At 67.2% G+C, this 723-nt stretch carries 1 pseudogene; it reads left to right on the forward strand.

Going from position 1 to position 723, the window contains the following annotated elements:
• Window positions 1-128: 128 nt before the first annotated feature.
• Window positions 129-723: pseudogene (locus Tfont_RS14405) on the forward strand (transposase); the annotation flags it as partial.

Consider the following 723-nt stretch of genomic DNA (forward strand, 5'->3'; position numbering starts at 1 on the left):
CGCCTCATTGCGGCCGTGCGCCTCATCGGCCGGTGGCTCGCCCAGCGGCGGCCAACCGAGTCCAGTGGCGCCAACCCTGCCCAGCTGCGGCTAAGGGCGGCGTGAAAATGAATTTTTCAGGGACGACCACCGAGCGTCCGCAGCGCAAGCCGCGCCTGCACCGCACCCGTGCCCCCACCTCTGCGCAACTGACGCAGCTCGCCAACATCATCGCGCATCGCGTGTGCCGGCACCTGTCGCGCCGCGGCTGGCTCGAAGGCGAAGACGAATCCGTGTTCCTGTCCGACAGCGCGGGTAGCAACGACGGCATGGATGGGCTGCGGATGAGTTCGATGACCTACCGCATCGCCACCGGTCGCGGCGCTGGCCGCAAGGTCGTCACGCTGCAAACATTGCCCGGTGACGCAGGCTCGCTGGAGGGCGATGCCGGCAAGGTCGGCGGCTTCTCGCTACATGCCGGCGTGGCCGCGGAAGCACACGAGAGCCACAAGCTCGAAAAGCTGTGCCGCTACATCACGCGCCCGGCGATCAGCGAGCAGCGGCTGTCGATCTCATCGCAGGGTAGGGTGCGGTATCAGCTCAAGACGCCGTGGCGCAATGGGACCACGCATGTCGAATGGGATGCGGTGGACTTCATCGCCAAGCTGGCGGCACTGGTCCCGCCACCTCGCGCGCATCTCACCCGCTTCCACGGCGTATTCGCCCCGAATGCAAACCTGCGCG

The organism is Tepidimonas fonticaldi (assembly GCF_007556755.1).
Classification (GTDB): Bacteria; Pseudomonadota; Gammaproteobacteria; order Burkholderiales; family Burkholderiaceae_C; genus Tepidimonas; species Tepidimonas fonticaldi.